Below are 12,121 nucleotides of genomic sequence, written 5' to 3'. Positions count from 1 at the left end.
CGCCCCCTTGTTGATTAGCCCAGTACGGTCTTTTTGGTCGATTTCTGGCGTGCCTTGGCGCGCTTGATGTTGCCGCCCTGGGTGACGCGTTCATTCCCCTTCAGCAGCACTTTGGTGACCGACGGACGCTTGGTGCCGCTGGCGCTGGCTTTGACGATGGTGACTTCGCGCATGCCCTTGCCGGCGCTGCTGCGGGCTTTTTCCGTTTCGACTTTCGGACGGTACAGCACCAGCAGCTTGCCGATGTGCTGCACTGGCGCTGCCTTCAACTGCTCGCAGATGGTTTCGTACATCGCGATGCGGGCTTCGCGGTCGTCACCGAATACACGGACCTTGATCAGGCCGTGGGAGTCCAGGCCCAGCGAGATTTCCTTGAGAACGTTGGCAGTCAGACCGTCGGCGCCGATCATGACGATCGGATTCAGGCCATGGGCTTCGGCGCGCAGGGCACTGCGCTCGGCGGGGGTAAGTTTGATCATAAAATTATTTTAGTAGGTTCCTTAAAGGCAGTATTCTACGCGAATGGCTAAGAACAAATTAAACAAAAACTGGATTCACGACCATATTAACGATCCTTACGTGAAATTGGCCCAGAAAGAGGGCTATCGCGCCCGTGCGGCTTTCAAGCTGAAAGAGATCGATGAGGACGAGAAGCTGATCAAGCCCGGCCAGGTCATCGTCGACCTCGGCTGTACGCCCGGCAGCTGGGGCCAATATGCCCGCCGCAAGCTGGCCGGCAAGGAGGGCGGCGGCATCAATGGCACGCTGATCGGACTCGATATGCTGCCGATGGCGCCGATCGCCGATTTCCATTTCATCCAGGGCGATTTCCGCGAGGCGGACGTGATCCAGCAGCTGGAAGCCGTCGTGCACGGGCAGAAAGTTGACCTGGTGTTATCGGATATGGCGCCCAATCTGTCCGGCATCCACGATTCCGATGCCGCCCGCATGGAGCACCTGATCGACCTGGCGATTGAGTTTTCCCAGGCCCACCTGAAACCGGAAGGCGCATTGCTGGTCAAATGTTTTAAAGACATGGGCTTTAACGATATCGTGCATAAATTCCGTGCCGAATTTAAAACAGTGATTCAAAAGAAACCTAAAGCCAGCCGCGACAAGTCCTCCGAAATATTCCTTTTGGGCCGAGGACTGAAAAATCCGTCCGATGGCGGCATGGCTTCAGCACAACCACTGGATTCTGATGGCTGGCGCCCTTGATATTGGGTGAATAACCCTTATATCGAACCGGGAGTGCCTTTTTGCCTTGATTGCAGCCTGATTTTGGTCAAATAATGTGCTTTTTCGCCGGTTTTTGATGGGCGCACGGCAGGTTTCTGGCAACGCCTGCCCATTGCGAGTAAAATCGAAGTTCAGCCAGGTTTATCGATGCGTCTCGCATCCAAGGAGTTTTCGTGAATAACATGTTTTCCAAATCAGCCATCTGGGTAGTCGTCGTACTGCTCCTGCTTATGCTGTACAAGCAGTTTGATAGCCATGGCGTCACGGGCGGCGCGAAACCGATCGCCTACTCCGATTTGCTGGACGACGTGAAAGCCAAGCGCATCAAGGATGTGACCATCGAGGGCGGCAACATCATCGCCACCCGCAGTGACGACACCAAGGTCCGCACCACCGCTACCATGCTCGACCGCGGCCTGATCGGCGACCTGCGCGACAATGGCATCCGCTTCGATGTCAAACCGCCAGAGGAACCATCGTTCCTGTCGCAGATTTTCGTTTCCTGGTTCCCGATGCTGCTGCTGATCGGCGTGTGGATCTTCTTCATGCGACAGATGCAGGGCGGCGGCAAGGGCGGCGCGTTCTCCTTCGGCAAGTCGAAGGCGCGCATGATGGATGAAGCCAATAACACCGTCACGCTGGCCGACGTGGCCGGCTGCGACGAAGCCAAGGAAGAAGTCGCCGAGATCGTCGACTTCCTCAAAGATCCAAGCAAGTTCCAGAAACTGGGCGGCCGCATTCCACGCGGCGTGCTGATGGTTGGTCCTCCAGGCACCGGTAAAACCCTGCTGGCGCGCGCCATTGCTGGTGAAGCCAAAGTGCCGTTCTTCTCGATTTCCGGTTCGGACTTCGTGGAAATGTTCGTCGGCGTCGGTGCAAGCCGCGTGCGCGACATGTTCGAGAACGCCAAGAAGCATTCGCCGTGCATCATCTTCATCGACGAGATCGACGCGGTCGGCCGCCATCGTGGCGCCGGCATGGGCGGCGGCAACGACGAGCGCGAACAGACGCTGAATCAGCTGCTGGTGGAAATGGACGGCTTTGAAGCCCAGTCCGGCGTGATCGTCATCGCCGCCACCAACCGTGCCGACGTGCTGGACAAGGCGCTGCTGCGTCCGGGCCGTTTCGACCGTCAAGTGACTGTCGGCCTGCCGGACATCCGTGGCCGTGAACAGATCCTCAACGTCCATATGCGCAAAGTGCCGATCGGCACCGACGTCAAGGCCGATATCCTGGCACGCGGCACGCCGGGCTTCTCGGGCGCCGACCTGGCCAACCTGGTCAATGAGGCTGCGCTGTTTGCCGCGCGCCGCTCGAAGCGTCTGGTCGACATGCAGGACTTCGAAGATGCCAAGGACAAGATCTACATGGGTCCTGAGCGTAAATCGATGGTCATTCGTGAAGATGAGCGCCGCAACACCGCTTACCACGAATCCGGTCACGCGGTGGTCGCCAAGCTGCTGCCGAAAGCTGATCCGGTGCACAAAGTGACCATCATGCCGCGTGGCTGGGCGCTGGGCCTGACCTGGCAGTTGCCGGAGCACGACAATATCTCGGGCTACAAGGACAAGATGCTGGAAGAAATTTCCATCCTGTTCGGCGGCCGTATCGCTGAAGAAATCTTCGTCGGCCAGATGTCGACCGGCGCCTCGAACGACTTCTCGCGCGCCACCAAGCTGGCCCGCTCGATGGTCACCAAGTTCGGCATGTCGGATGCGCTGGGCGTGATGGTCTACGAAGACTCGCAGAACGACGGTTTCATGGGCGGTAGCAACAAGACCATCTCGGAAGCCACGCAGCAAAAAGTCGATGCGGAAATCCGTAACATCCTGGACACGCAATATGCGCTGGCGCGCCGCCTGCTGGAAGAAAACCGCGACAAGGTGGAAGTCATGACCAAGGCGCTGCTGGATTGGGAAACCATCGACGCAGACCAGATCAACGACATCATGGCCGGCCTGGAGCCGCGTCCACCGAAAGCCGGCGTGTCGATCCGCAAACAGCCTCCGAGCGATGGCGGTAGCGGTGTATCGCCTAGCGTGACCGCGCCAGCCTGATCGGCGGCACGGCATCCACGACAAGGGTGAGGAGCAATCCTCGCCCTTTTTCATTTCAGTTCCTCATGCAATCTACCTTACAGTTTGGCCGTTTTAATTTCCCGTGGCGGGGGCAGGGCGTGTGCACGCGCGTGATGGGCATTCTCAATGTGACGCCGGATTCGTTCTCGGATGGCGGCAACTACCAGTCGCTGGAGTTTGCGCTGTCGCACGCCGAGCAGATGATCCAGGATGGCGTCGACATCATCGATGTTGGCGGCGAATCCACCCGGCCCGGCTCGCCGGCGGTGTCGCTGGAAGACGAGCTGCAGCGCGTGATGCCGGTGCTGTACGCGCTGCGCGACCTCGGTCCGGCCATCTCGGTCGACACCTACAAGCCGCAGGTGATGCGCGAAGCCATCATCGCCGGCGTCGACATGATCAACGATATCAACGGCTTCCGCGCGCCGGGCGCGATCGACGCGGTGCGCGACAGCGATTGCGCGCTGTGCATCATGCACATGCAAAGCGATCCGCAACACATGCAGCTGGCGCCGTCGTACAACGACGTAGTGGGCGAGGTCATCAGCTTCCTGCGCGAGCGTGCGGAAGCGCTGATGGCGGCAGGAATTGATCCACGTCGACTTTGCATCGATCCTGGCTTTGGTTTTGGCAAGACTGTGGAGCATAATTACGCCTTGCTGAAGGCCACTTCGCGCCTGATTAATGCGCTGAACCTGCCGCTGCTGGCGGGCCTGTCGCGCAAGTCGATGGTGGGCGCGGTGACCGGCAAGCCGGTCGAGCAACGCATGGCCGGCAGTGTGGGCGGTGCGCTGGCGGCGGTGGCGCAAGGCGCGCTGATCGTGCGCGTGCACGACGTCGCGGAGACGGTCGACGCGCTGAAGGTCTGGCACGCGGCACAATAATAACGACTTAAAGAGCATACACAATGGCACGTAAATATTTTGGCACCGATGGCATTCGCGGTTTGGTAGGCGAAGCACCGATCACTCCTGACTTCGTCATGCGCCTCGGCTACGCGGCCGGCAAAGTCCTGGCCAGCAAGCGCAGCGGCGCCGGCCGCCCGACTGTGCTGATCGGCAAAGACACGCGCATCTCCGGCTACATGCTGGAAGCGGCGCTGGAAGCCGGCTTCTCGGCCGCCGGCGTTGACGTCATGCTGGCCGGCCCGATGCCGACGCCGGCCATCGCCTACCTGACGCGCGCGCTGCGCCTGTCGGCCGGCGTGGTTATTTCGGCTTCGCACAACCCGTTCCAGGACAACGGCATCAAGTTCTTCTCCGCCCAGGGCACCAAGCTGCCGGATGCGGTGGAACTGGACATCGAAGCGGCGCTGGACCAGCCGATGAACTGCGTGCCCTCGGAAAAACTGGGCCGCGCCAAGCGCCTGGACGACGCCCAGGGCCGCTATATCGAATTCTGCAAGAGCACCTTCCCGAACGAACTGGACTTGCGTGGTCTTAAAGTCGTGGTCGATTGCGCCCATGGTGCCGCCTACAACATCGCGCCGCACGTGTTCCATGAACTGGGCGCGGAAGTGATCGCCATCGGCAACAAGCCGGACGGTTTCAACATCAACCTGGAACACGGCGCCACCGCGCCGAAAGCCATGGCCGCCGCCGTGCAGGCGCATGGCGCCGACCTCGGCATCGCGCTCGACGGCGACGCCGACCGCCTCATCATGTGTGACCACAACGGCCGTCTGTACAACGGCGACGAGCTGCTGTACCTGATGGTGATGGACCGCCTGGCCACCGGCCCGGTGGCCGGCGCCGTCGGCACGCTGATGACCAATATGGCGGTCGAAGTCGCGCTGAAAGAGAAGGGCATCGGCTTCGCCCGCGCCAAGGTGGGCGACCGCTACGTGCTGGAAGTCATGCAGGACAAGGGCTGGATACTCGGCGGCGAAGGCTCCGGCCACCTGCTGGCGCTGGACAAGCACACCACCGGCGACGGCATCATCTCCGCGCTGCAAGTGCTGTCGGCGCTGAAGCGCGCTGGCAAGTCGCTGGAAGAATGCTGTGCCGACCTGACCATTTTCCCGCAAACGCTGATCAACGTGCGCGTGGCGCCAGGCTTCGACTGGACCAAGAACGCCGCCATGGTGGCCGAGAAAGACAAGGTCGAGGCCGAACTGGGCGACAGCGGCCGCGTGCTGATTCGCGCTTCCGGCACCGAGCCGCTGATCCGCGTGATGGTCGAGGCGCGCGATGCCGACGCCGCACAATCGATGGCACGCCGCATTGCCGACAAAGTGGAAAGCCAGCTTGCTGCCTGATGTTGAAATATAAATCAGTCGCTTTGATTGACGTTCTGCGGAAGTGCTAGTAGAATACTGGTCTTCGGAGTGTAGCGCAGCCCGGTAGCGCACCTGGTTTGGGACCAGGGGGTCCAAGGTTCGAATCCTTGTACTCCGACCAAAAATTCGGAAACGGGTTGTCGAAAGACAGCCCGTTTTTCATTTCCGCCGCAGATTCCTGCGGCGTCTTCTCTGCCCATAGCTCAGTTGGATAGAGCATCAGCCTTCTAAGCTGAGGGTCGCTGGTTCGAACCCAGCTGGGCAGGCCATAAAATCAATGTCGTTCCTGCGCCCCGCCACCGGCAATACTGCTACTTCACGCCCGTGCACCTGCCCGGCGCTCCAGCCACTCCCTGCCGCCGCTGTCCAACGCTTTTGCCACCACTGGTGCCGGAAGACTGTACACCGTCGCCCACGTGGCGCGGCCATCGCCAGCATTGGAAGGGAAGCTGCTGGACTCGATGGGCCAATGGTATTTGCGTTTCAGTGTTTTGACGATGGCGGCAAGCGATGTTCGGCCTTGCAGCGGCTCAGCACCGGTCTGGTCAGCGTCAGACAGTAACACCGCCAGGACGGCACCACGCGCTGTCAGCGGGCCGGGGAATTTAGGGGGTTTTGACATTCCGCTATTCTATCGGAGATCAACACGCCGGGATGACGGCAGTCAAGCCACTAAAAAATCTAGCCAGTATATTCAGATCAGAGTAGGATTTAATCCCATTAATCCTGGAGCAAAATCATGCGCACTACTCAACAATTCAGCATTACCTTGCCGTTGGAGATGGCGGACGCGGTCAAAGCCAAGGTGGCGGCGGGTGAGTATGCGACTGAGAGCGAAGTCATTCGTGACGGTTTGCGCGTGTTGCTGGCGCGTGATCGCATGATGGAAACGTGGTTGAGGGAGCAGGTAGCCCCTGCGCTTGATGCCATAAAAGCCGATCCATCGCGCGCTGTCAGTGTCGATGCTGTCCGATCCAGGCTGGTTGCTGAGCAAAAAGCAGCCAGGGAAAAGTGAAAAAATACACGGTCGTCTTCGCACCGGAAGCAGAAGTTCAGCTTACTGAGCTTTACCATTATATTGCGGAGAGAGTCTCGCACGAGACCGCGCTGCGATATACGGAAGCTATCGTTGATTATTGCGTGACATTCGAGCGTTTTCCTTACAGGGGAAGGCTGCGGGAGGATATTCGCTCCGGTCTGCGTCTTACCAACTTTAAGAAAAGCACAGTCATCGCATTTGCCGTTGATGACGCTTTAGACCTCGTCACAATTATTGGCATCTTCTACGGTGGGCGGAATTTTACTGCAGCCTTGAAATGAGTTGAGTGCCGTCCAAAGCCACACATAGCATGTTGGTAGTTTTATTTTTGTTGATTTAAAGAATTTTTTGTTGCATAGTTGCGCTAACTGCTCAATGCATCGAGGCGCCGCCCATATCCTAGCCGGCGCTTTCGTCACCTGATTTTCGTCCCCGCCCCGACACGTTCTCCCTTCTTCGCCCTGCGTCCGCGAGCCTGGTTGTTAGCCACTCATTGGAGCGTCACATGGATTCGTTCAAAAAATTAAAAATCGGTACCCAGCTATCGCTGGGTTTTGGCATGCTGACGGCGCTGATGCTGGTGCTGGCGGTATTTTCGGTGGTGCGCGTGTCGTCGCTGTCGAAGGCGTTTCACGAGGAAAACCGCATTTCGTCGGACAAGCTGGAGCCGCTCTACATGGCGCGCGAGGCACTGGCGCAGACCGGACTGGCGGCCCGCAATGCGTATATTTTTGAAGATGACGCCCAGGCAGCCAAGGAGCTGAATATCGTCGATGAGCAGAAGGCCATCTACCTGGCGGCGGTCGAGAAAATGGGGCCGGCCTACGCCAATGATCCGCAGTTCGCCAAGGTGAAGGATGGCTTGCTCGCCATGGCGGACGAACTAAAGCGTCCGCGCAAGTTTCGTGAAGCCGGCAAGATGGAAGAATATGGCCGCTTCCTGGTCAATGAGTGCAGTCCGCTGCGCCGCCGCATCGTCGAGGACATGGGTGTGCTGGTCAAGGCTGCGCAGAAGGAATCCGAGACCGCCACCACCGTGGTGGAAGACTACGCGTCCGGTGCGCAGCGCCTGGTGACGGCGCTGGCTGTCGTGGCTTTCGTGCTGAGCTTGGTGATTGCCGGCTTGATCAAGCGCGTGCTGCTGAAGCAACTGGGTGGCGAGCCTGCCTATGCGGCGGAAATTGCCAGCCGCATTGCCAAAGGTGATCTGGCGGTCACCGTGCAATTGGCGCCCTCCGACAAGGATAGTTTGCTATTTGCTATCAAGAGCATGCGCGACAGTCTGGCTGGCATTGTTAGCGAGGTGCGACATGGTACTGAGTCGATTACCAATGCGTCCAACGAGATCGCCGAGGGAAATGTCGATTTGTCGCAGCGCACCGAGCAGCAGGCGCAGTCGTTGGAACGCGTGGCGACGGCGATGGAGGAATTGACGTCGACCGTGAAGCAAAACGCCAGCAATGCGCAGCAAGCGAATCAGTTGTCGCAATCGGCATCGGAGGTATCGGAGCAGGGCGGGGAGGTTATGCGCCAGGTTACCGATACGATGGAATCGATTAATGACTCGTCCAAGAAAATCGTTGAGATTATTTCGGTTATTGATGGCATTGCATTCCAGACGAATATTCTGGCTTTGAATGCGGCTGTTGAGGCGGCACGTGCCGGTGAACAAGGCCGGGGTTTTGCGGTGGTGGCCAGCGAGGTGCGGGTTTTAGCTCAGCGTGCCGCGCAGGCGGCAAAAGAAATTAAAGTTTTAATTGATGATTCGGTTAATAAAGTCGACGCAGGTTCTGATTTGGTTGATAAAGCCGGCAATACGATGCATGAGGTGGTGGCAAGCGTTCGCCGTGTGACTGAGATTATGGCTGAGATTTCTCATGCCAGTGAAGAGCAGAGCGTGGGTATTCAAGAAGTCAGTCAGGCCATTGGCCAAATGGATGGCATGACGCAGCAGAATACTGCATTGGTTGAAGAGGCTAGCGCTGCTGCGCATGAATTAAAAGATCAGGCCGCGCATTTAAGTGAAATCGTCGATCAGTTTAAATTAGATCCATCGGCCGCTAGCATTTCCCATCTACCGCCCAAGACGGCGCCGACTGCCCGCCTGAATGCGCGTGGAGGCTTGCGTGTAGTCAGCGGGTGAGTGGTCGTTGCTGCGGACTCATGCTAAAAATTAGCACGAAAAACACTCAATTCTGGCATGCTCCGATAGCCTGTACTCCTGCACCAGGCTAGGACCGCATTATTCGCTATATTCAGTAGCCGTATTGCCGGCATGAGCGGCATACTGGCGTGAGGCGTTTATCGCGGCCAGATTGTCTTCTTTATTTCGGATTTTGTGAATCGCGGGAATGTTTGCCGTGGCAGGCGCTGGGAGCTGCGCAGAAAATGCGCAGCTCTATTTTATTCCAATAAAACAGTTACTTAATGCTTGGCCTTATCGCTTGTTAACAAGCTTATCCACAGAATTTGTTAACAACTGCACTTCGATGCCGGAATACATTGATGGCGCGTGATAAACCCGTTGTGTCGCCTTCTGGAAGTCCTCCGGCTTGGCCTTCGGAATATCCACAAAAGTCTGCGGATTCAAGTCCACCAGCGGGAACCACGAACTCTGGATCTGCACCATGATTCTGTGTCCACGGCGGAAGGTGTGGTTAATGTCGGTCATGCTATAGCTGACCGGCTCCACCTTGCCCGGCGTGAATGGCTCCGGCTTTTCGAAGCTGTTGCGGAACTTGCCACGCAGTGGATCGCCGCGCACCAGCTGTTGATATCCTGCCATCGGCAGCTGCGGCTTGCCGACGTCGCCACCGCGCCGCTCTTCATCGCTGCTGGGATACTCCGCCGGATACACGTCAATCAACTTGACCACCCAGTCCGCATCCGTGCCGGTCGTCGAGACAAACAGCTTGGGCTTGACCGGGCCTGCGAAGGTAACGTCTTCCTCCAGCGGCTCACTCTGGTAGGTCAGCACGTCCGGGCGGGTGGATGCGAAGCGCTGGTCGCCGACCATGTATTCCTTCGGCACGCCAGTGACCGGATAGGCGGTGAACGGCACCGGTTTGCGCGGATCGGCGACATACTCGTCATAAGCGTCGCCAGCGGCCGGCTGTTTCCAGCCCAGCGTGCCGTTCGGGCCGAGGTATAGCGTGCGCGATTGCGCCGGTTTCGGCGGCCAGGCCGCGTAGGTGCGCCAGACGTTGGTGCCGGTTTCAAAGGCGTGGACTTCGGTGGCGTTCTTGTTCGGCGTGCCTTTCAGGTGCTGCTCGAAGAACGGGAACTGGATCTGCGTGCGGAAATAGTCGCCTGTCTTGCTGTTGAAATCGACGTAGCCCAGGCGCTTGCCTTCGCCGCGCGCCCAGCCGCCATGCACCCACGGTCCTATCACCAGGCCGTTGTAGATGCCAGGATTGTTGCGCTTGATACTGGCGTAAGTGGTCAGCGGGCCTTGCGGATCTTCGGCGTCGTACCAGCCGCCGACGGTCAGCACTGCGGCTTTGATGTTTTTCAGGTGCGGGGCGATGTTGCGGCTTTGCCAGAATTGATCGTAGCTGCTGTGCTCGATGGTGGGCTGTAGCAGGGCGCGCTGTTTGGCGGTCATCGTGCCCAGGATGTTGGTCAGCGTCAGGTGCTTGCGGAAGAATTCGTAGCCATCGGCGCTGCCGTAGTCGAAGCGGTCCCAGGTTTTCGGCAGCGGCGTCGGGTTTTCGGCTTCGACAAAGGCTGAGTAGAAGTCGAAGTTTGCCGCCAGCATGAAGGCGCCGCCATGGTAGGAGTCGTCATTCATGTACAGATCGGTCACCGGCGCCTGCGGCGAGGCTGCTTTGATGGCCGGGTGAGAATCGATGATGCTTGCCGATGTGTAGAAGCCGGGATAGGAAATCCCCAGGATGCCGACCTTGCCGTTGTTATTGGCCACGTTCTTCAGCAGCCAGTCGACGGTGTCGTGCATGTCTTCGCTCTCGTTGCCTTCGCCTTTGGCGCGCTTGGGATTACTGTGCGGCGTCATTTCCTGCCATTTGCCTTCGGACATATACCGTCCGCGCACATCTTGCTTGACGAAGATGTAGCCGCTGTCCTCGAACTGTTGCGACGGGCCGATGTGCTCCGGGTAGAAATCCACGCCGTAATGCAATTCGCCGGTCGCCTGCACGCCGGCGCTATATGGCGTGCGCTGGATCAGGAAGGGATAGGGTTTGCTGGCGTCCTTCGGGACGTAGACGGCGGTGAACAGCTTGATGCCGTCGCGCATCGGTATGTTGAATTCGTATTTGGTGTAGTGCTCGCGCAAGCTCCATTTCGGCGCATCAGCCTCGGCGGCGCTGGCGTGGAGGCTGGTGGCGCCCAGCAGCAGCGACAAGGCAAGGGCGGTGTATCGCAATTTCATGAAGTCCAGGGGATAAGTGGCTAATCAGCTAGTGTACTGGAGTGGATAACTCTCGCTGCAAAAAATTTGCGCAGCGGGATTTTGTTCATTGAAAACAAAGGCTTAGAAGCCGCTGAGAATGCTTCTTAACAACCTTATCCACAGAAAATGTTAACAACCTGAGGGAAGACAGTCGATCAGCGCGCGGCTGGCGGCCGACATGCGCCGGTGCGGAGGATAAATCAGCGAAAACGGCCGGCTGCGACCGCGCAACGCCGGCAGCACCTCGGTCAGTTGCCCGTTGGCCAGCCGCTCTTCGGCGATGAAGTGATAGGTCTGGCAGATGCCCAGGCCTTGCTGCGCCAGCGTCACCACGCCCAGCACATCGTCCGTTACCAGCATGCGGGCGGGCGCCAGCCAGTCGAGATCCTGGCCGTCCACCCGCAGCAGCCATGGCGCCTGGCGGCCGGTGCTCGGCAGGATGAAGGGCAGGCAGGCGTGCCGGGACAACTGGTCGAGGTCGCGCGGCATGCCGGCGTGCGCCACATAGGCTGGCGAGGCGACCAGGCACACGGCCTCATCGCCGAGACGCTTGGCGGCCAGGCCACTGTCGGCCAACTCGCCGAGGCGGATGGCCATGTCGTAACCTTCTGCCACCAGATCGACATTGCGGTTGCTGATGCTGAGTTCTATCGTCACCTGCGGATGCTGTTCCATGAATGGCCGCAGCAGGGCAGGCAGGCGGTAGTGCCCATAAGTGGTGGGCACACTGATGCGCACCTTGCCGGACAATGCGCCGCCCTGGCCCTGAATCGCCCGTTCGGCATCAGCGATCAGCCCGAAAGCGCTGCGCGCCTGATCCAGATACAGAGTGCCAGCCTCGGTGATGCTGAGCCGGCGCGTGGTACGGCGCATCAGTTGCACGCCAAGCCGCGCTTCCAGCCGCGCCACCGCCCGGCTCAGCACTGAGGGCGTGGTGCCGAGCGCGACCGCCGCCGCGCTGATGGTGCCCTTGTCGATGATGGTGACAAAGGCTTCCACGTCCGCCATGTGATCGAATTGCCGTGCCATTCATACCTTTCAAGAACAGATGATTTGAATTTCCGGTTATTTAAACA

Annotated in this window: 11 protein-coding genes and 2 tRNA genes; 9 read left to right on the top strand and 4 right to left on the bottom strand. The window is 58.9% G+C overall.

Going from position 1 to position 12,121, the window contains the following annotated elements; translation table 11 throughout:
- Nucleotides 1-14 precede the first annotated feature (14 nt).
- Nucleotides 15-479 (bottom strand): YhbY family RNA-binding protein, encoded by a 465-nt coding sequence (locus BLS51_RS15710; protein ID WP_090183968.1) that lies wholly within the window; start codon nucleotides 477-479, stop codon nucleotides 15-17.
- 43 nt (nucleotides 480-522) lie between these two features.
- Here BLS51_RS15710 and BLS51_RS15705 point away from each other — a divergent pair, with 43 nt between their 5' ends.
- The 6 genes from BLS51_RS15705 (at nucleotide 523) to BLS51_RS15680 (ending at nucleotide 5,864) form a co-directional block, all read left to right on the top strand.
- Nucleotides 523-1,218 (top strand): RlmE family RNA methyltransferase, encoded by a 696-nt coding sequence (locus BLS51_RS15705; protein ID WP_090183972.1) that lies wholly within the window; start codon nucleotides 523-525, stop codon nucleotides 1,216-1,218.
- A gap of 194 nt (nucleotides 1,219-1,412) precedes the next feature.
- The gene (gene ftsH / locus BLS51_RS15700; RefSeq protein ID WP_090183975.1) at nucleotides 1,413-3,296 is read left to right on the top strand and encodes an ATP-dependent zinc metalloprotease FtsH; all 1,884 of its coding nucleotides are present in this window, start codon (nucleotides 1,413-1,415) and stop codon (nucleotides 3,294-3,296) included.
- A gap of 65 nt (nucleotides 3,297-3,361) precedes the next feature.
- Complete coding sequence (gene folP / locus BLS51_RS15695) at nucleotides 3,362-4,201, top strand: dihydropteroate synthase (RefSeq protein WP_090183978.1); 840 nt, start codon at nucleotides 3,362-3,364, stop codon at nucleotides 4,199-4,201.
- 23 nt (nucleotides 4,202-4,224) lie between these two features.
- Nucleotides 4,225-5,574, top strand: coding sequence for a phosphoglucosamine mutase (gene glmM, locus BLS51_RS15690; protein WP_090183980.1), 1,350 nt, complete (start codon nucleotides 4,225-4,227; stop codon nucleotides 5,572-5,574).
- Between the two features lie 65 nt (nucleotides 5,575-5,639).
- A tRNA-Pro gene (locus BLS51_RS15685) sits at nucleotides 5,640-5,716 on the top strand.
- Between the two features lie 71 nt (nucleotides 5,717-5,787).
- A tRNA-Arg gene (locus tag BLS51_RS15680) sits at nucleotides 5,788-5,864 on the top strand.
- A 47-nt stretch (nucleotides 5,865-5,911) separates the two neighbouring features.
- Here BLS51_RS15680 and BLS51_RS15675 read toward each other — a convergent pair.
- Entirely contained in the window at nucleotides 5,912-6,217 is a 306-nt protein-coding gene (locus BLS51_RS15675; RefSeq protein WP_090183985.1) for a hypothetical protein, read from the bottom strand.
- Between the two features lie 117 nt (nucleotides 6,218-6,334).
- Here BLS51_RS15675 and BLS51_RS15670 point away from each other — a divergent pair, with 117 nt between their 5' ends.
- From BLS51_RS15670 to BLS51_RS15660, 3 genes are all read left to right on the top strand, one after another.
- Nucleotides 6,335-6,610 (top strand): ribbon-helix-helix domain-containing protein, encoded by a 276-nt coding sequence (locus tag BLS51_RS15670; protein WP_090183992.1) that lies wholly within the window; start codon nucleotides 6,335-6,337, stop codon nucleotides 6,608-6,610.
- Nucleotides 6,607-6,915, top strand: a complete 309-nt coding sequence (locus BLS51_RS15665; RefSeq protein WP_090183996.1) for a type II toxin-antitoxin system RelE/ParE family toxin — start codon at nucleotides 6,607-6,609, stop codon at nucleotides 6,913-6,915. The genes BLS51_RS15670 and BLS51_RS15665 overlap by 4 nt, the downstream gene beginning before the upstream one ends.
- 224 nt (nucleotides 6,916-7,139) lie before the next feature.
- Complete coding sequence (locus BLS51_RS15660; RefSeq protein ID WP_090184000.1) at nucleotides 7,140-8,777, top strand: methyl-accepting chemotaxis protein; 1,638 nt, start codon at nucleotides 7,140-7,142, stop codon at nucleotides 8,775-8,777.
- 294 nt (nucleotides 8,778-9,071) lie between these two features.
- On the opposite strand, the gene BLS51_RS15655 is transcribed toward BLS51_RS15660, so the two are convergent.
- Entirely contained in the window at nucleotides 9,072-11,024 is a 1,953-nt protein-coding gene (locus BLS51_RS15655) for a CocE/NonD family hydrolase (protein ID WP_090184004.1), read from the bottom strand.
- Nucleotides 11,025-11,174: 150 nt separating this feature from the next.
- Nucleotides 11,175-12,074 carry a LysR family transcriptional regulator gene (locus tag BLS51_RS15650; protein WP_090184007.1) on the bottom strand — a complete coding sequence of 300 codons (900 nt, stop codon included), beginning with the start codon at nucleotides 12,072-12,074 and terminating at the stop codon, nucleotides 11,175-11,177.
- Between the last annotated feature and the right edge of the window lie 47 nt (nucleotides 12,075-12,121).

This window comes from Duganella sp. OV510 (assembly GCF_900100205.1).
In the GTDB taxonomy this organism is placed as follows: domain Bacteria; phylum Pseudomonadota; class Gammaproteobacteria; order Burkholderiales; family Burkholderiaceae_D; genus Rugamonas.
This window is presented reverse-complemented; position numbering and strand designations above follow the sequence as displayed.

What these genes read in the sequence shown, in the direction of transcription:
- BLS51_RS15710 (WP_090183968.1), bottom strand. Translation starts at nt 479, where the DNA reads ATGATCAAACTTACCCCCGCCGAGCGCAGTGCCCTGCGCGCCGAAGCC.
- BLS51_RS15705 (WP_090183972.1), top strand. Translation starts at nt 523, where the DNA reads ATGGCTAAGAACAAATTAAACAAAAACTGGATTCACGACCATATTAAC.
- folP (WP_090183978.1), top strand. Translation starts at nt 3,362, where the DNA reads ATGCAATCTACCTTACAGTTTGGCCGTTTTAATTTCCCGTGGCGGGGG.
- glmM (WP_090183980.1), top strand. Translation starts at nt 4,225, where the DNA reads ATGGCACGTAAATATTTTGGCACCGATGGCATTCGCGGTTTGGTAGGC.
- BLS51_RS15675 (WP_090183985.1), bottom strand. Translation starts at nt 6,217, where the DNA reads ATGTCAAAACCCCCTAAATTCCCCGGCCCGCTGACAGCGCGTGGTGCC.
- BLS51_RS15670 (WP_090183992.1), top strand. Translation starts at nt 6,335, where the DNA reads ATGCGCACTACTCAACAATTCAGCATTACCTTGCCGTTGGAGATGGCG.
- BLS51_RS15660 (WP_090184000.1), top strand. Translation starts at nt 7,140, where the DNA reads ATGGATTCGTTCAAAAAATTAAAAATCGGTACCCAGCTATCGCTGGGT.
- BLS51_RS15655 (WP_090184004.1), bottom strand. Translation starts at nt 11,024, where the DNA reads ATGAAATTGCGATACACCGCCCTTGCCTTGTCGCTGCTGCTGGGCGCC.
- BLS51_RS15650 (WP_090184007.1), bottom strand. Translation starts at nt 12,074, where the DNA reads ATGGCACGGCAATTCGATCACATGGCGGACGTGGAAGCCTTTGTCACC.